Here is a 15,953-nt window from a genome sequence, read left to right as displayed (position 1 = left end):
AACATAGCTATATAAGACTGCAGGAATTACAGTTTTTTCAGCGCGATCAGCAACTGGTCAACGTCTGCCTCAGACACTGCCGGGAAATTGGCAATCCTGATCTGCCGGTCTTTGAACGCCCCGTACCCAGACCCTACCACCAAGCCCTGCGTTTTCAAGGCAGTGATGACTTCGGCCGCAGGCCTGCCTTCTACATTGGCTACCACTACCGTGGGTGACCTGTGTTGCGGCTTCTGCACAAACGGCGAGAACAGGGCACTCTCCTCCAGAAACGAATAGAGCTTTAACGCCTTGGCCTCTGTTTCCTGCCTGATCACCGCAATGCTCTTGGCCAGCAGGTCTTCCACCACGTGGGCCAGTAAGTAAATTCCCAGCACATTGGGAGTGCACGGCGTCTGGAACTGCGTGTACTGCTCTTGCAAAGAAGCAATGCTGTAGTGCCCGCCGGTATACTGCTGCCCCTCCAGTTGGGCGGCTTTCTCGCGGCAGCGTTCGTTCACCAGCCACACACCCAGCCCGGCCGGCAACCCAAAGCCTTTCTGCACTGAGAAAAACGCCATGTCTACTTTTGAAAAGTCCAGTGCCGCGTAGGGCGCGCCAGACACCATGTCAACGCTCAGTAATGGCTCCGGGAAATAGGTACGCAGGGCGTGAATGTCCTGCACCGGCATGCACACGCCCGAGCTGGTTTCATTCTGGGTGATGGCCAGCAGCTCTGCCTCCTGCGGTACCGCCAGGGCGTCAATGTCAAACCCTTCGCCAAACGGCACTTGCACCGCTTGGGCCTGGCGGCCCAGCCATTGCGCGTGGCTCAGGTATTTTTTAGAGAAGGAGCCGTTCACCAGATGGAAGGAAGATTGGGCGGTCAGGTTTTGCAGGCTCCGTTCCCAGATCTCAGTGGCTGAACCGGTGAAGTAGATGGCATAGCCCTGGGGCAGGTTGAACAAAGCGCGCAGCCCTTCATCTGCCTTTCTGTACAGATCCTTAAACGCCTGACTCCGGTGCGACAGGGAGAACACCTGTTTGTCTAAACCATTCTGTAAATGCTGCGCCACCGTGGGGTACAACTGCGCCGGACCGGGAGTAAAGTAAACAGGTGCCATTCTTTAATTAATGAGTGATTGGGTGAAGGAGTGATTAAGGGAATGTAAGAAGCTGTTTTCGGGCTGTTTTTCTAAAAACAGCCCGAAAACAGCTTGAATAATCTTCAATATTTCTGCCCTCTTGGAAAGATCTTGTGAGCAGCCTAGGAAAACCAATGAAGTAAAGCCTTTACCGTTCGCCCACCAGATCCCTTTCAGTGATGGCAGAGAATTCTTAGTACAGCGCGCGGGACCTGATGGTGTCTGCAATCTGCTTCAGCTCTTTGGTCACGGAGCGGTTGTAGCTGGTGTCAACGTCTGTGATCACGTACCCAATGGTCTCATTGGTTTTCAGGTACTGGCCCAGGATGTTGATGTTGTTCTCAGCCAACACGTTGTTGATCTTGGCCAGGATGCCCGGTACATTGCGGTGAATGTGAATGAGGCGGTGCGCGTTGCGCAGCGCCGGCAACTGCAGGTTAGGGAAGTTCACGCTGTTGTAAGAGCCGCCGGTGTTGATGTAGTCAATCATCTTAGACGGCACATACTGCGCTATGTTCTCCTGCGCCTCCTCGGTGCTACCGCCAATGTGCGGGCTCAGCAGCGTGTTGGGCAAGCCTCTCAACGCAGACTCAAATTGCTCCTGGTTGTTCTTGGGCTCATACGGGAACACGTCTACGGCGCAGCCCCTGATCTTGCCACTCTTGATGTTGGCCGCCAGGGCGTCAATGTCTACCACGTGGCCGCGGGCCAGGTTCAGGAACAGCACGCCGGGCTTCATCTTGTCAAATTCGGCGGCGCCGATGATGTTTTTGTTGTCTGGGCGGCCGTCTACGTGCAGGGTCACAATATCAGCAAGGCCCAGAAGTTCATCCAGCGTAGCGCAGACTTTGGCGTTGCCTAGCGCCAGCTTGTCTACCACGTCATAGAAGTAGACCTCCATGCCCAGCCCTTCAGCGAGCACAGAGAGTTGGGAGCCTATGTTGCCGTAGCCAATGATGCCTAGTTTCTTGCCTCGTATTTCGTTAGAACCCTTAGCTGATTTGTCCCACTCGCCCTGGTGCATGCGGTTGCTCTTCTCCACAATGCCGCGGCTCAGCAGGATGATCTCGCCAATGGCCATCTCTACCACGCTGCGGGTGTTGCTGTAGGGTGCGTTGAACACAATGATGCCGCGCTCAGTGCAGGCGGGCAAGTCAATCTGGTTGGTACCTATGCAGAAGGCGCCCACGGCTAACAGCCTTGGGGCAGCGGCAATGGCTTTGGCCGTGAGCTGCGTCTTAGACCTGATGCAGAGAATAGAGACGTCATGCAGTTGGGCGCACAGTTCGTCTTCCTCCAGGGCACCGGCCATCACTTCTACATTGTAGCCTTCCTGCCTGAACATTTTAATGGCCTGCTCATGTATGCCCTCCAGAACCAGCACCTTGATACGGTTCTTGGGGTAAGACAGGGCACTGGGCAGTTTGTTCACGTACAGGAACTCGTCCAGACTTGGCGTGATGTGGTCTGCTTTGCCTACCACACTGTCACGGCTTACATTCTCAGTGAAGGCGTAGAATTTATCAGCAATGCCGGCTTCCTTTATTTCCCAGTCAGTGTAGCCGTCGCCAATCACGTAGACTTCACCCGGCAGGTTCAGGCTTTTGATCTGCTTGGCTTTGCCTTTGTTCTGGGTGAGCACGTTGTTGCGGTCAAACCCCGTGATGTTGCCCGCCTCATCAAACACAAAGGAGTTGGCAAACACATTCTCGGGCTTCACGCCCAGCTCGGCCACAATGGGCACAATGAATTCCTTAAACCCGTTGGAGATGATGTAAATATCATCTTTGAAGGTCTCAAAGAAGGCTTTGTTCAGTTTGAAGGACTCAGAGATCTGGCCTTTCAGGTGGCTGATCAACGAGTGAATATGGGTCTGGTTGGCGTGCAGCAGGGCCAGCCGCTGCTCCAGTGAATCTACCAGCGGCAGCTCACCCTCCATGCCCAGATCAGTGATGCGCTGGATCTCGGCCAGGGTCTTTTGGCGCTGCTCCGGGTCTGGAATGCAGATATTACAGAGTTCGTCAAGGGCTTCTACCTTGGTGAAGGTGCTGTCAAAGTCAATGATGAAATGCTTGTGCGTACTCATTGGAATGTTTTTTTGGCATTGGCTACAGGAGAAAAGCCCCTACAGCCCTCCTCTCAGGAGGAAAACGAAATAAGGCCCCAATATCGGGCACTGAATTGTTAAATAAAAAGCGTTTTTGGCTTGTTTTTGGTAAAACTGCTCCAAAACACTTATAAATTTCTAAAAGCCCTCAGGAACAGCCGCCTCGCTCCCCGTTGAGCAAGAACTGCGGAAGCCGGGGGAGCGAAACCTGTTTCACCTAAGCACAGCCCCAGCGTTCCCCTTCCTGACTTGAACAATGGTTGCTGAGACAGCCCTCTTTTTACTCTTGCTGTTACCTCAAATTATACATGCGTTCAGCAGGGGGAGCTTAAGAAAACCTGTACCCTGGTAGAGAACGTAGAGAAAACAAAGGTTAGTTTTGCTTTCGGCCTGCCAAGGCTTCATTTTCCAGGCGGAAAAGAGCGGAAAAGAGGCAATTTTCTGGAACTTTCCTGACAAGCTTTTACCCGATTTACTTTTTTTTGCAAATGTGTTAATATTTGTTGTATATTGTTGCAACTAAACCAATAAAAAGTTTTAAATTTTAATAATTTCACAATGATTTTTTTTATACCTTAGCAGTTCAATAAGAACCGTTGATTTTTATTGTTGAATTGTTAAAAAAAGACCTTTAGAATGGCTCAAAATTCCGAAATTGATATTTTAGATAGAAGAATCCTATCCATGCTGATGCTGGATGCCACCAGAGCGTACACAGACATTGCCAAAGAACTTCAGGTTTCTGGCGGTACCGTACACGTGCGCATGAAGAAGCTGGAGGACCTTGGTGTCATTAAAGGCTCGCACCTCTTCATCAACCCCAACGCGGTAGGGTATGACATCTGCGCCTTCATAGGTATTTTCCTGGAGAAAGGGTCTGCGTACCAAACGGCGGTGACCGCCATGCGCCAGGTACCGGAGATTGTGGAGATGCACTACACCACCGGCCAGTGGAGCATGTTTGCCAAAATCATCTGCCGTGACACCCTTCACCTGCGGGAAGTACTCAATGAGAAAATCCAGGCGGTAGAGGGAGTGGAGCGTACAGAGACCTTTATCTCCCTGGAAGAGAGCATCACAAGGCAGGTAAACATTCTTTAATTCACTGAGAGTCTTCCAGACGTTGGGCAGGAGCCAAAACTATGCTATCTTTCATGGCCGGTGCCACAAGTAGGCCCGCAAAGTTATGAGCGAAAGATTCAGTTGGATTTCAGGCAGCCTGGCACAGACGGTTCTGTCTTTTCTAATAGTGGCCTTAAGCGCCTGTGGTGCCCCAGACACATCAGAAAAGGTGACTCTCCCCAAGAAGCAGGCGCGCAAGGTGGCGGTCATTGCCCACCGCGGCGCCTCTGGCCTTGCCCCAGAAAACACGCTGGCGGCCATCAGAAAAGCGCTGGACACTGAAGCAGATTTTATTGAGGTAGACGTGCACCAGAGCAAAGACGGCCAGGTAGTGGTTATTCATGACGCCACCGTTGACCGCACCACCAACGGCACTGGCGCTGTTGCCAATCTCACGCTGGCACAGCTGAAAGAACTTGACGCAGGCAGCAAACATGATTCTTCCTTCACTGGAGAGCGTATCCCCACCCTGGCGCAGGTGCTCAAGCTGGTAAAAGGCAAGAAAAAGCTGCTCATTGAGCTTAAGAAAGGCGAAGACGACTACTACCAGGGGTTGGAAGACAATACCCTCCGGCTCATCAGGGAACACCGCGCCGATGATTGGACGGTGCTCCAATCCTTTCATGACCCCATTTTGGAGCGCATCTGGGCCGCCGACTTTGTGATCCCCACCCACAAGCTTATAGTAGGCAAAATCCCCTTTCTGCCCGTCTACATTGACCATGAATTGAAGTTTGGCGGGTTTGACAGGTATTCCAAAGCCGCCTCTATCAACGTGCACCGCTACTTCGCCTCCAAATCCTTTATCCGGTCACTCCACAACCAAGGCTTCAAGACCTTTATCTGGACCGAAGACAAACCCCAAAACATAAGAGAACTCTATGACATGGGTGCCGATGGCGTAATGACCAACCACCCGGAACTGGTAGAACGCCGTTAGCGTTTCTGGCCTGTTTTTCAAAAAGTAGGCCGAAAACGGAAAGAAGGCTGCTTCTAAATGATGAGTTGACACACTCATGCTGGCAGCGAGGCGGCGGCACCTGCGTTAAACCTGGCTCTCTTCCCCAAGGAGGCAGGCCCGTTAAGTTCTACTAGAAAAGAGGCCGCTCTTCCGGATTTGCAATCCGGAAGCAGGTACTGAGGGAATTTGAAATCCCCGGCCCTCTTCTCTCTTGGCTCCTGTAGCGCGGATTACAACTCCCGAACAGCGGAGACCTTAACGGGGAGTCATCTGGAATACGTGCTATCTGCTGGTGTACACATCCCGCTACAGAGAGGGAGTGCCCGCATTGTACTGAAGCAACGTCTGGTCCATAGCAAGATTATAACCTGAAAAAACGCTTGTACACCAGAAATTGGCAGGAAAGAAAAGCCGTTTTTGGCCTGTTTTCAGAAAAACAGGCCAAAAACGGCTTCTTTACTTATTCTTCGGCGGTGCCGGAAAACTGGTTAGAACCCGTAGCCAACCCTGAGGCCGGAACCAATCTTCTCCCGCTCCTGAAAACCGGTAAAGAAGTCAACCCGGAACACTTTGAACAGGTGCTCCAGCCCCACGCCCACCTCCAGATAATGCCCGGCAGCGGCCGTGTGCAGGTAGTTCACGCTGCCCACTTCCTGCCATTTCAACTTCCGCAACAGCGGCACCTTGTTCAGGATAAAGCCGTTGAAGTGGTGGCTGTAGTGCGCCTCTACGTAGGTCTTAGAGGTGCTGTAGCGGTAGTAGTCCAGCAGCTGAAAGCCGCTGAAGTCGCCGGACAAAATGGTACGGTTGCCCTCAAAGTGCCGGAAATCCATGAAGTAGAGCTGTTTCTTGCGCCAGAACGTGCCCACGTTGGCCGAGTAGCTGCTGGTTCCCAGCAAACCCAGCTGCAGGTTGTCGCTCACCCCGAAACTCACAAAGTCATAGTCCGCATCGCTGCCCAGCACCCCGGAGATAGCTTTGCGGTAGGTCAGGTTCAGCACCGGCCACCTGGAGCCGAGGTTGATTTTGCGGTCTGGGTGTGAGATGTACTGCTGGTCCGGACGGTATGACAGGCCCACCACCGCCGTCAACGCCTGGTGTCGGGGGAAAGCGGTGCCGCCCACTTCGGCGTTCACCGGCTCATTGGGCGTGAATTCCTTGCGGTCATAGTCGCGCCAGGTGTAATCAGTAGTATTGTAGAGCATGCTGCGCTGTGAGAAGTCTACCAGAAACGAAGCCGACAGCCCGTTGACCAGCTCGCGGTTGTGCCACAGGCGCAGGTACTCCTTCTGGTAGAGCTTCTGGTAATTTTCTTCAGCCAGCAACGTGTTGACGGTGTTGGTGAACGGCGTGATGGGCTCGGCGGCATTGAACTGGCTCACAAAGCGCCCGCCCTCGGCCCCAACAGACCGGCGGTTTATCAGGTCATAGTTGTAGGCGGCGCTCAGCTTGGCCTGCAGTTTCTGGTTCTTGAACCCGTACCTAATGGTGGGCGAAATGCTGTAGCTGCGGCGGTCCTCAAAACGTTTAGAATAGCCAATGCGCAGGTTGCCCACCAGCCCCTCCACGGTGTTGTACTGCCAGATTCTGGTGATGGGGTCTATGCTGAAACTGGTGCGCTCAAATGAATTTCTATAGGTGTAGCCGCCCAGAAACAGGTTGGAGAGCGAAAACTCATTGTTCTTCTTGTCCAGCGAATCTTTGTACGGCTTTGACTCCTTAATGACCTGCAGGCTGTCTTTGGTGTGGTAATCTACCACCTCTTCCTGCGTAAGCGGCACCGGCCGTATGGCGGCCCAATAGGCGCTGTCCCGCTCATTAGAGTTTTTCTCTATGGCCAGTATCTCTTTCTTCTTGAAGAACTCCTCGTCGGGCACGGCATCGGCGGGCGCCGAATTTTGCAAGGCCTTGCGCTCTTTTCTGGTAGGTTTTCTGGGCTGGGGAGCCGCCGCCACTACGGCTGGTTTTTCCGGCGCAGCCGATGGGGCAACGGGTGCCGCCGCAGGCACCGGAGCGGGCTGGGGCACAAACGAGGCCGGTTTTACGCGGTACTTACTGTAGACGGCGGTGTAGTAGCCGTTGCCCTTGAACCCGTAACCCTCCACGTCAAACAAAAACTTCTGCGACTGCAGCACCCACACGTTGCCGGGGGCGGGCGTGAATTGCTGGGTCACGCGCAGGGTGTCTACAAACTCAATCTGCTGGTCTTTGGTCACAAACAGGTTCAGGCTTTGCAAGCGCCAGGAGCCTTCCACAATGTAAATATAGCCGGTGAAAACCGGGTCGTGCTTGCGGCGCGGCGTGACCTTGATGCGGTGAATCTGGTGGCCGTTGTTGGTGCTGGTGCCCATGAGCTCATAGCGGTAGAATAGCATGGCATTATTCGCCAGCGGCGATATAAAACCCCGTTCGTTCACGCCGTTGGCCTTGATAAGGTTTTGGTAGAAGTTCACCGTGAAATCTGACGCCTGGTTCCAGCTGAACGCCCGGCTGTTGCCGCTCACCTTAGACGAAATCATGCGCTCGCGGTACTTGTTGGGCTGCAGGAAATGCAGCTCAGACACCGACTCTGACAAATACAGAATGCCCGGCTTGAGCCCCGCCGGCACTTTAATCACGCCCAGCACCCGCTTGGGCACGTTAATCAGCCGCTGCAAGCCCTTCACGTACACCTGCGCGCTGTACTGCTGAATCTCCTTGAGGTGGTAGTTGCGCTTAGCAATGGCCTGCTCCATGATGCCGTACGCCGGGTCTTTGCCGCTCAAACTCACCCGCACCTCGTTCAGGTTGTAGACATCTGGCTGCAACTGCACGTTGAGCTCCAGGGGCTTCTGGTCGTCGTCCTCCGGAATCTCCACCGTCCTGCTCTGCGTCTTGTAGCCTATGTACTGGAACACCACCGTGTGCTTGCCCGGGGCTATGGTAAACTGGTAGTTGCCCTGCTCGTTGGTGGTAGAGCCGTCGGTGGTACCTTGAATGTAAACCGTGGCAAACGCCAGTCCCTCGCCTTTCTCATCGGTGACTTTGCCTTTGAGGGTGCCCGCCTGTACGCCTGCGGCGATGAGACAGCAACAGAAAAGTAACAATACCTTCGGCCAGGGCCGATGTAAGGGAAGAAAAAGAGACGCAGACGAGGGCATAGAACGTGGGTTTGCAGGATAACGAAGCAAGTGTTGTTTCAAGCATACGACAGTATTCAGAAACAATAATATTCAGGCAGAAATGCAGCGCTTAGCTTAGTAGCTGGTTGACAGAGCTGTAAATTACGAATTAGCGCAGAGCCTTACTTTCCTATTTTTTATAACAGGAACTAATCATGGCGCAAGCGTCCGCTTGTGCCGGCGTTTTTGGGCTACTTTCCAGAAAACAGGCTAAAAACAGACATCAACAAAATCTGGGTTTGAGCCCATCTAGTTTTCTACTAGCGCTAACCTTCCTTCCTATAATCTCCAGCTTTAATATTTCGCATAGCTAATTCCTTCCTTCCCCACATTTGTCCTTCTGGAAGAATCTAGTGGAAAAACTAGAAAAGTGTTTCCCAGACCGTGGCTACCGTGCGCCCACAAGTTCCTTTCAGGATGACAGAGAGAGTGTAAGCTTTTTCCAGCATCCTTGGCAGCATTCTTTGCAGCGGCACAAGCGGACGCTTGCGCCATATATTGCCAGGATTTTCTACCCTGAACTTTTCCAGCAACAATTCCTACCTTTTACACAACTTCCGTTTCCGGTCTGTTTTTCCCAAAAGATGCCAAAAACGGCTACGCGGTTGCCTGGGCTTCTTCTCGTTTGCGCAAGGTTCTGCTGTACTGTAGGTTCAGGATCACACCCAGCAGCACCAGCGCAATGCCCAGATACGAGTAGAGATGGAATGTCTCGTTGAAAAACACGAACCCCAGCCCCAGCGCGTACAGAATACCAATATAGTTGAGGTGCGCCACCCGCGCCAGCTTCTCTACCTGATAACTCCGGGTCATGAAGTACTGGCCCAGCTGCGTGAGCAAACCTATGAGAATGAGCCAAATCCAATCTTCGGGCTGCGGCGGCACCCAGTCAAACAGGCAAAATACCAATGACAGCGGCAGAGACACCAGCGGGAAATAGAACACAATCACCAGCGGGTGCTCGGTCTCGCTCAATTTGCGCACCGAGTTATACGCCACCCCCGACAGAAACGCGCTCCCCACGCCAATGAGCAGATAATACCACGAGATGCGCGTATCTACCCCCTCAATTACCAACACCCCCGCAAACGATAGCAGAAAGAATACCCATTGCCACGGCTTCACCTGTTCCTTGGCCACGTACACGCCCAGCACCGCCGTAAAAATGGGCGCCAGGTACTGAATGGTCACCGCCCCCGCCAGCGGAATATTCTGCAACGTGGTATAATACAACAGCAAGGAAAAGCCGCCCGCCAGTCCGCGGGTGATGAGAATGCCTTTGCGGGTGCCCCACGGCTTCACATTGGCCCGGCGCAGCATGCCGTAGCTCAGCACCAACGAGATGACAGACCGGAACAGCACTACCTCCATGGGCGGCAAATGCGACAGGAACTTCACGCACACGTTCATGAGGGCGAAAAAGAACGTAGACAACAGCATAAACTGGACACCCTTGGTCATGGCGGTAAGCGGTAGGTAAAATGCGGGGGCAAAGGTCGGGGATTTCTCTAAAGGCACCGCGCCCCGTTCGGTATTTCCTTCGGCCGTGGGCCGAAAAAAGCAAACTGTTTTTGCCTACTTTTGGTTTATAGAAAAGCACCCGCTGCCATTTCTAACGTACCATTTGCCTGTGTTCTCACCCAAGAAAAAGAAGACGTATACCCCCAAAGAGGCGCTCCCCAAGATTGCCGCCTACTGTGCCTACCAGGAGCGCACGCAGAACGAGGTGCGCACCAAGCTGCTAGACTACGGCTTGGACTTTGACGAGGCCGATGAGATTATCATCCGGCTCACGCAGGAAAAACTGCTGGACGAGGAGCGGTATGCGCAAGCCTTTGTGCGGGGCAAGTACGGGCTGAAGCGATGGGGCCGCCGCAAAATACACCTCGGGCTCAAGGCGAAAGGCATTTCAGACTACTGCATCAAAAAAGGCCTGCAGGAAATTGACCCAGACAACTATTGGGAAAACCTGCTGCACCTGCTGGAGAAGAAAAACGCCTCAGAAACCGAACGCAACCCGCTGGCCCGTAAACAGAAAATTTTGTATTTCCTGCAAAGCAAAGGCTATGAACTGGATTTGATTCAGGATGCTATGCGGGAGTTGGGTATTTAATGTGCTAATGGGTTAATGTGCTGATGTGCTATTCCATCAATTTGGAAATGAGGAAATGTGGAGATTTGAAAATGGCCCAAAGTGCGTTTCTGCCCTATTTCCTGGGAATCAAGCCGGAAAAGTAATCAAATGCTTAGAACCCAGCGGCCCTTACAATACCAATAATTCCAACAAGTATCCAGAAAACATTAAGCAGTGTGTAGGCTTGGTCTTTCTTCAAAACGGAGCACCAGGAAAGTAGTATAGCGTCAAAGGTATTAAAAATCCAGACAAAGAGGAAGGGGCTGGCCGGGCCCAACCAACTTACCAACGTAAAGCTGATAATACGCATGCTCACGCCTACCATTTCCAGGGTTTTGAGGTGGCGGTAAATGAAATTGTTTATGTTCTGCATTTCGCCTCAATATTAGGGAAAGGCCGTTTCTTGAAAAAGCCCAGACCTTATTTTGTGGCTCATTACTTAGCAGAAGCGTGAATGGAATTCAGCAATTATTACCGCTTCTTCGGCACGGGCGGGGCGGCCATGGTTTCACGGGGCATGAGGTATACCTTGCGGCCGGTCATGTTTTCCAGCATGGGCTTCAGGATTTTCTCGGCGTTGATAGAGGTTTGCTTTAAGATGCCGCTGTTCAGGGCCGCCTGCTTCACGTTGGCCTCGGCGTATTTGTAGCCTTCATCTACCAGATCTGCGTCCTGAAAGTAGGTATTCTCTTTGCTGAAGACTTTGGATTGGGTGTGGTCAATGCGGTAGTAGCAAATCTCTGGCGCGGGCAGGCTCACGTGCAGCACCGAGTCCCCTATGAACTGCAAATCACTTTCCTGGAGCTTCTGCAGGTCAATGCAACCTACGGCCTCGCCGCCTACAATTAAAGCCACTTTAGAGTCGGGCAGAAACCGGGACACTTCTTTTTTGTACTCCACTACGTCTTTGAAGTTGAAGCGCACCAGCTCCAACTTGCCCATTTCCTCTATCTTGGTGAGAATGGTGTTGTGGGTCACTTCCACCTCAGGCTCCTGCTTGGGGAAAAGCAACTCTTTGATGGGTCCCTGGCAGGCACGCCACCCAAAGAACGCCACCAGAAACAGCAATAACCACGGAATGAGCTTACGGAGGATATACAGGAATTGCATCAGGTCTAAATAAGGTTTCTTCTATATAAGCGAAAACCGTTCCGAAAGTTGCCTTTGCCGTTTCTGGCATGTTTTGGCGAAAACAGGCCAGAAACGCTGGGTCCGGAAGTATTTCGTACTTTTACTGTACGGGCTAAAAAATGAAGAATAAAGAATTAGTTTGTAAAGGACTGCTGTTCATAGGCTGGCTGGCGCTGCAGGTTTTCCTGTATGACCATTTCGGCGTACGGATTGTGTATGACAGCCACCGGTTTATCAAGTTCACTACCCAGCTGGTGCAGGAACAGCCGGTGACCAACCCCCATGTGCTGCGTTATCTGGGTTATCCTATTTTTTTGTTCCCTTTCTTGAAGGCTGGCTTAACTTTCCAGTGGGTGGTGTTGGTACAGGCGATTTTCTCAGGAATAGCGGGCGCGTTGCTTTACAAGGCAGCTGCTGCCTTAACCCAGAATTTCCGGATAGCCACCATCGCCGCAGCGCTATTTCTCTGGAACCCAGACTTGCAGGCGTACAACTTCTATATCTTAACCGACTCGCTTTTCATTAGTTTAACTACTATTTGCCTGTGCCTTACCCTGCTCCCTAAAAGCCGCTTCCTGTGGGGAGTTTTCATGGCGGCTATTGTTTGGGCCACGCTGGTGAGGCCCAACGGATTCCTGGTCCCCGTCACGGTAGCCGTCTACTTTTTACTGGAGAAGAAGCCTTTTGCCGCCTTCAATAAATGGACAGTAGCCGCAGTAAGCCTAGTGGCAGGCGGTTTCCTGCTCTGGGTATTGGACCGGTTTCTGTTGCCTACGTTTGGCTTGATGCACACCTATGAGCGCGGCGACATCATTTTTGGGTATTATGAGATTCTGGTCAACCAATACCACCAACCGCAGATTCCTCCGGTGTCCTCTTCACGGTTACAGGAGCTGGCGTGGTTCATTACCCACAACCCCATTTATTTTTTAGCGGTGGCTCTGCTCAAAGGCTTTTTCTTTTTGATTCACGCCAAACCTTACTATTCGCTGGGGCATAACATGGCCATTGTGTGCTTTTTGATGCCCATTTACGTTTTCGCCTGGCTTGGCTTCCGGAAGTCTGGTTTCACGAGAGCCCAGAAAGCGCTCCTGCTCATACCGGTTTTACTGCAACTAGGCATTACCATGCTTACAGTGGAAGATTGGGACGGGCGGTGGCTCTATCCGGTTTTGCCGCCTATTTTTCTTTTAGCGGCTCTTGGGGGCTGGTCGTACCTCTCCCGGTTTCTAACTTCTTCGGCCCGTGCTCAGTAACCGTTCAGACTTCTGGTTTTCCGGACAGCAACTCCGCCCGGCGGCACTTACCTTTCTGCCGTTTTTGGTTTGGGGGCTGTTGCAGGTGCTGCTGTACATCAAGTTCGGGGTGCAGGTTCCCAGAGATGCCCAGGCGCGTTTTATTCCCTATGCCCAGGAGATTGTCCAGCATTTTCAGTATGAACCGGGGTTGAACATACGGTATGCCAGCTATGCCACCCTTATGGCTGCTTTTCTAAAGGCGGGGCTCCCGTTTGGTTTTTTGATTGGGTTTCAAGTGCTGCTGTCGGGTTTGGCTCTTTATTTGGTGCAGCGCATGGTGGCCGCGTTCACCAATAGCCGACTGTGCGCAGCGGTAGCGGCACTTTTAGTGGCTTCCAGCCAGGACATGCACCAGTGGAATTTCTATATGCTCACAGAATCTGTCTTCACCAGTTCCCTCATCTTCTGCCTGGCTACGCTGGTTCTTATTAAGAACCGCGTGTATCTGTGGTTCAGCCTGCCACTGTGGCTTTTTACATGCTTTGTTAGACCCAACGGGTTTATCATAGTAGCCGCGGCGGCCGTCTACTTCTTCACTTCCTTTTACATGAAAGCGACTGCCGCGCAGCGGAGGCTCTTTTGGATTGGCGTTGGCGCAACGGGTATTGTATTACTACTGGTCATCAACCAGCTTCTGGGGCCTTTTACGTTGGTAGAAACCTATGCGCGCGGTGAGGTAATTTACGGCACGTATTATTCCCCCCTCACCCCGCCCGGCTCTTCTTTTTTTTACCGGATTACCCCGCCAGACACCTTGCAAATGCCCCCAACCCAGGCACCCGCGCTGCAAAAGCTGTTCCTCTTCTTCTGGCACAATCCTGTTTACAGCCTGAAGCTGGCGCTGGCCAAGGGGTTCACTTTCCTGATATTTGCCAAGCCGCATTTCTCTAAGCTCCACAATTTTCTCATTATCGCTACCGTATACCCCTGTTACTTATTAACCGTAATGGCGTTGCGCAGAAGAAAAAATCTTCCCATCACACTGACCTTACTCTCTGTCATTGGACTACAGACGGTCATGGTGATGTTTACCGTAGAAGACTGGGACTGCCGCTTCACCGCTCCTATTCTCCCTTTTGTTTTCATGCTGGGTGCAATGGGCATAAAAAGTATTTGGGGAGAAAAACTACCCCATTGGGACAGCATCACCACCAACGGTAATAAGCTATAGCACCGGCCACTCCAGCCTATACCGCTCCTTATACCCTTTCCAGCCTTGCTGGCCGCCGGTATGCACTGCCACGATCTTGGTGCCTCTGGCAAAATAATCTTTTTCAATGAGGTCAAACACGCCAAACAGCATCTTCCCGGTGTAAACGGGATCTAGCAGAATGCCGTGCTGAGTGTGGAAACCTTGAATAAAACCCAAGAGCTCAGGCGTATGTTTGGCGTAACCGCCGAAGTGGTAGCTTGTCTGTAGTTCCCAGTTCACATAGCGCCGGCCACTATAGGCTTGTACCAGCTCCGTTACTTCTTCTTGCAGGAAATTGCCGCCTTTCAAGGCTGGGAAACCGATCACTTGCCCCTTCCCTGCCGCGCCTGCCACAATGCCTGCCAAGGTGCCGCCCGTTCCCGCCGCTACGCAGAGCACGTCCCACGGCTCTATCATTTCTGATACAATTTCAGTGCAACCTTTCACGGCCAGCAAATTGGTGCCGCCTTCCGGGAGCAGATACTGTTTTGGAGCTGTTTTCAGGATTTCAGCCTGAAAACGCACGTCATGGCGCAGGCGGTATTCAGAGCGGGAAAGGTAGCGCAGCTGCATGCCGCAGGCGGTGGCGTTTTGGAGCGTGGGGTTGAGCGGCAGCGTTTCCTCTCCACGTAGGTAGCCCAACGTGGCAAAGCCGAATTCCTGACCCGCGGCGGCTACGGCGGCAATGTGGTTGGAAAAGGCTCCCCCAAAGGTGACCAGGGTCTCACAGTTCTGCTCCCGCGCGGCCAAAAGGTTGTAGTTTAGTTTGCGCCATTTGTTCCCCGGGATGGTGGGGTGCAACAGGTCTTCGCGCAGCACCGACAGCTCTACGCCTTTCTCTGTAAGCAGCGGGTCTGACAGCGGTTGCAGAAGAACAGTTGCAGGCACCATTTCTACGGTTATTTGGCTAGGTTTAGAATTCTGAAGGCTCCACGGGCTACCAGCAGAAACACCACTGTTCCTATCACCAAATCTGGCACCGCTGAAAGGGTGAAATACACCAGCAATCCGGCCAAAATCACCCCCAGGTTAGCAATCACATCATTAGAGGTAAAGATAAAACTGGCCCTCATGTGCGCCTCCTGGCTCTTAGACTTTTGCAAAAGGTACAGTGAAACAGAGTTCCCCAGCAGGGCAAAAAACGCAACACCCATCATTACTTTAAAATCAGGCATGGCTTCAGCGCCCAGAAACCGGCGCACCACTTCGGCAAAGCCTAGCAAGGCCAGTACCAACTGAAAATAGCCGCTCAGCCGGGCAATGCTTTTTTTACGGACTGTAGTACCGCCTACTGCCCAAAGGCTTAAACCATATACCAGGGCATCTGCCAGCATGTCCAGAGAATCTGCCATCAAGCCCATAGAATGAGCCAGAAAGCCGGCAGTCATTTCTATCACGAAGAAAGCGGCATTGATACTGAGCACCAGCCACAGCAATTTCTGTTCTCCTTCTGGCACGGGGGCCGGTGGGGTTGGTTCAGCAGAAAGCTCAGTGTGGAGCAACCGGGCTCCCAGCCCTAAAGATGACAGGTCCTTAGTAATGGGAGCCACCTCAGAGGTGTGCCAAACGGTCAGTTCCCGCTTAGGTAAATCAAACTCCAACAGTTTGACAGAAGGGTGCCCGTCCAGCTTCATTCTCACCATCTGCTCCTCTGCGGCGCAGTCCATTTGCGCTACGTGAAAGGTTGATTTCTGCATACCCGTTCTATGGTTAGTCTTCTCCT

Annotated in this window: 13 protein-coding genes; 5 read left to right on the top strand and 8 right to left on the bottom strand. The window is 52.5% G+C overall.

The genetic code is table 11. The features are described 5' to 3' along the window. Positions 1 to 26: 26 nt before the first annotated feature. Both FHS90_RS10850 and serA read right to left on the bottom strand, forming a co-directional pair. Positions 27 to 1,103 (bottom strand): aminotransferase class V-fold PLP-dependent enzyme, encoded by a 1,077-nt coding sequence (locus tag FHS90_RS10850; protein WP_182513074.1) that lies wholly within the window; start codon positions 1,101 to 1,103, stop codon positions 27 to 29. 214 nt (positions 1,104 to 1,317) lie between these two features. Then, positions 1,318 to 3,210: a phosphoglycerate dehydrogenase gene (gene serA / locus FHS90_RS10845; RefSeq protein ID WP_182513073.1), complete on the bottom strand. Its 1,893-nt coding sequence runs from the start codon at positions 3,208 to 3,210 to the stop codon at positions 1,318 to 1,320. Between the two features lie 657 nt (positions 3,211 to 3,867). Here serA and FHS90_RS10840 point away from each other — a divergent pair. Together FHS90_RS10840 and FHS90_RS10835 are read left to right on the top strand one after the other, a co-directional pair. Next, a complete protein-coding gene (locus FHS90_RS10840; protein WP_066834098.1) occupies positions 3,868 to 4,332 on the top strand; it encodes an Lrp/AsnC ligand binding domain-containing protein in 465 nt (154 codons plus the stop codon). A gap of 85 nt (positions 4,333 to 4,417) precedes the next feature. Beyond that, complete coding sequence (locus FHS90_RS10835) at positions 4,418 to 5,293, top strand: glycerophosphodiester phosphodiesterase (RefSeq protein WP_182513072.1); 876 nt, start codon at positions 4,418 to 4,420, stop codon at positions 5,291 to 5,293. Between the two features lie 509 nt (positions 5,294 to 5,802). Here the strand turns inward: FHS90_RS10835 and FHS90_RS10830 are convergent. After that, positions 5,803 to 8,400, bottom strand: a complete 2,598-nt coding sequence (locus tag FHS90_RS10830) for a DUF5686 and carboxypeptidase regulatory-like domain-containing protein (RefSeq protein ID WP_246386902.1) — start codon at positions 8,398 to 8,400, stop codon at positions 5,803 to 5,805. Positions 8,401 to 9,072: 672 nt separating this feature from the next. Beyond that, positions 9,073 to 9,936: a DMT family transporter gene (locus FHS90_RS10825; RefSeq protein ID WP_246386899.1), complete on the bottom strand. Its 864-nt coding sequence runs from the start codon at positions 9,934 to 9,936 to the stop codon at positions 9,073 to 9,075. 169 nt (positions 9,937 to 10,105) lie between these two features. Here FHS90_RS10825 and FHS90_RS10820 point away from each other — a divergent pair, with 169 nt between their 5' ends. Then, complete coding sequence (locus FHS90_RS10820) at positions 10,106 to 10,588, top strand: RecX family transcriptional regulator (protein WP_182513070.1); 483 nt, start codon at positions 10,106 to 10,108, stop codon at positions 10,586 to 10,588. Positions 10,589 to 10,721: 133 nt separating this feature from the next. On the opposite strand, the gene FHS90_RS10815 is transcribed toward FHS90_RS10820, so the two are convergent. Both FHS90_RS10815 and FHS90_RS10810 read right to left on the bottom strand, forming a co-directional pair. Next, the gene (locus FHS90_RS10815; RefSeq protein WP_220483047.1) at positions 10,722 to 10,982 is read right to left on the bottom strand and encodes a CBU_0592 family membrane protein; all 261 of its coding nucleotides are present in this window, start codon (positions 10,980 to 10,982) and stop codon (positions 10,722 to 10,724) included. Positions 10,983 to 11,080: 98 nt separating this feature from the next. Then, positions 11,081 to 11,719, bottom strand: coding sequence for a DUF4230 domain-containing protein (locus FHS90_RS10810; protein ID WP_182513069.1), 639 nt, complete (start codon positions 11,717 to 11,719; stop codon positions 11,081 to 11,083). 140 nt (positions 11,720 to 11,859) lie between these two features. Between FHS90_RS10810 and FHS90_RS10805 the strand changes: the two genes are divergently transcribed. Both FHS90_RS10805 and FHS90_RS10800 read left to right on the top strand, forming a co-directional pair. Further along, positions 11,860 to 12,996: a hypothetical protein gene (locus FHS90_RS10805; protein ID WP_182513068.1), complete on the top strand. Its 1,137-nt coding sequence runs from the start codon at positions 11,860 to 11,862 to the stop codon at positions 12,994 to 12,996. Next, positions 12,986 to 14,209 carry a hypothetical protein gene (locus tag FHS90_RS10800; RefSeq protein WP_182513067.1) on the top strand — a complete coding sequence of 408 codons (1,224 nt, stop codon included), beginning with the start codon at positions 12,986 to 12,988 and terminating at the stop codon, positions 14,207 to 14,209. The genes FHS90_RS10805 and FHS90_RS10800 overlap by 11 nt, the downstream gene beginning before the upstream one ends. Here the strand turns inward: FHS90_RS10800 and FHS90_RS10795 are convergent. After that, positions 14,204 to 15,121, bottom strand: a complete 918-nt coding sequence (locus tag FHS90_RS10795) for a 1-aminocyclopropane-1-carboxylate deaminase/D-cysteine desulfhydrase (RefSeq protein ID WP_182513066.1) — start codon at positions 15,119 to 15,121, stop codon at positions 14,204 to 14,206. The genes FHS90_RS10800 and FHS90_RS10795 overlap by 6 nt on opposite strands. An 8-nt stretch (positions 15,122 to 15,129) precedes the next feature. Beyond that, positions 15,130 to 15,927: a cation efflux transmembrane domain-containing protein gene (locus tag FHS90_RS10790; RefSeq protein WP_182513065.1), complete on the bottom strand. Its 798-nt coding sequence runs from the start codon at positions 15,925 to 15,927 to the stop codon at positions 15,130 to 15,132. Positions 15,928 to 15,953: the final 26 nt, after the last annotated feature.

The organism is Rufibacter ruber, from assembly GCF_014138425.1.
GTDB lineage: Bacteria > Bacteroidota > Bacteroidia > Cytophagales > Hymenobacteraceae > Nibribacter > Nibribacter ruber_C.
This window is presented reverse-complemented; position numbering and strand designations above follow the sequence as displayed.

What these genes read in the sequence shown, in the direction of transcription:
- FHS90_RS10850 (WP_182513074.1), bottom strand. Translation starts at nt 1,103, where the DNA reads ATGGCACCTGTTTACTTTACTCCCGGTCCGGCGCAGTTGTACCCCACG.
- serA (WP_182513073.1), bottom strand. Translation starts at nt 3,210, where the DNA reads ATGAGTACGCACAAGCATTTCATCATTGACTTTGACAGCACCTTCACC.
- FHS90_RS10840 (WP_066834098.1), top strand. Translation starts at nt 3,868, where the DNA reads ATGGCTCAAAATTCCGAAATTGATATTTTAGATAGAAGAATCCTATCC.
- FHS90_RS10835 (WP_182513072.1), top strand. Translation starts at nt 4,418, where the DNA reads ATGAGCGAAAGATTCAGTTGGATTTCAGGCAGCCTGGCACAGACGGTT.
- FHS90_RS10825 (WP_246386899.1), bottom strand. Translation starts at nt 9,936, where the DNA reads ATGACCAAGGGTGTCCAGTTTATGCTGTTGTCTACGTTCTTTTTCGCC.
- FHS90_RS10815 (WP_220483047.1), bottom strand. Translation starts at nt 10,982, where the DNA reads ATGCAGAACATAAACAATTTCATTTACCGCCACCTCAAAACCCTGGAA.
- FHS90_RS10810 (WP_182513069.1), bottom strand. Translation starts at nt 11,719, where the DNA reads ATGCAATTCCTGTATATCCTCCGTAAGCTCATTCCGTGGTTATTGCTG.
- FHS90_RS10805 (WP_182513068.1), top strand. Translation starts at nt 11,860, where the DNA reads ATGAAGAATAAAGAATTAGTTTGTAAAGGACTGCTGTTCATAGGCTGG.
- FHS90_RS10795 (WP_182513066.1), bottom strand. Translation starts at nt 15,121, where the DNA reads ATGGTGCCTGCAACTGTTCTTCTGCAACCGCTGTCAGACCCGCTGCTT.
- FHS90_RS10790 (WP_182513065.1), bottom strand. Translation starts at nt 15,927, where the DNA reads ATGCAGAAATCAACCTTTCACGTAGCGCAAATGGACTGCGCCGCAGAG.